This is a genomic window from Terrimonas alba, from assembly GCF_042434975.1.
In the GTDB taxonomy this organism is placed as follows: Bacteria; Bacteroidota; Bacteroidia; order Chitinophagales; family Chitinophagaceae; genus Terrimonas_B; species Terrimonas_B alba.
Map to the genome: position 1 here is coordinate 1 of NZ_JBHMQM010000055.1, position 754 is coordinate 754.

General features: G+C 38.2%; 1 protein-coding gene. It reads right to left on the bottom strand.

Going from position 1 to position 754, the window contains the following annotated elements; genetic code table 11:
• Nucleotides 1–97 precede the first annotated feature (97 nt).
• On the bottom strand, nucleotides 98–574 hold the full coding sequence (locus ACFEL9_RS26160; RefSeq protein WP_385896378.1) for a hypothetical protein: 477 nt from the start codon (nucleotides 572–574) through the stop codon (nucleotides 98–100).
• Nucleotides 575–754: the final 180 nt, after the last annotated feature.

Sequence of the window (754 nt, forward strand, 5' to 3'; positions counted from 1 at the left end):
ATATTATGTAGTACCGTTTATAAACATATTGCCCCTTTAGAAGAAAACTGAAACCTCTCACACCGCTTTACATAGGACCCCTTGTTGGCTGTAGTACTTATTTCAGTATTGCGTCAACCTTGTTAGTTAACATTACTCTTGAGTCAGTTTCAGGTGTCTTATGCTTTTCCGTTCTTTGTCGCTCATTATCTCGGACGACAACAATAAAAGACTTTGTTGGAGTGGCCACGGTGATATGATAGAACATATCATGCGACTGTCCATTGCCTGATTTAATACGGATAGATACATCATCAAATTTCGTCTGGTCGATATACCTCCATAACTCAGCCAAGTTGTATTCGAAAGTTGTGTCTTTAGTTATTCTGTCGCAGCCTTGAATAATTCGAACTTTGCCTATTCCTTTATCGCTCCATATCATAGCACGGATCGAACCTGGCAATCGTCCGTTGTCGTAGTCGTATAAGATAGTAATTGTACTGTCAACTTTTTTGCTTTCAAGATTCTTTACGAAGGTCTCAGATATTGAATCGTTGAGGCATAAATATTCAGAATCGTCGCCTTCAAGTCGCACTTTTTGGGCGTTGACTAGAATCGTGAAGAGAAAAAGGTATGATATTGTTATTAGAGTTCTCATAGTATTACAGCCAACGGCAGTTTGTGAAAAAACTATTGTTTACAAACAAATATACACATCCTGTGAATAGGCTAAAACCCGTATGTTTTTTGCTTCCACAGTTGTCATGCAATTCAA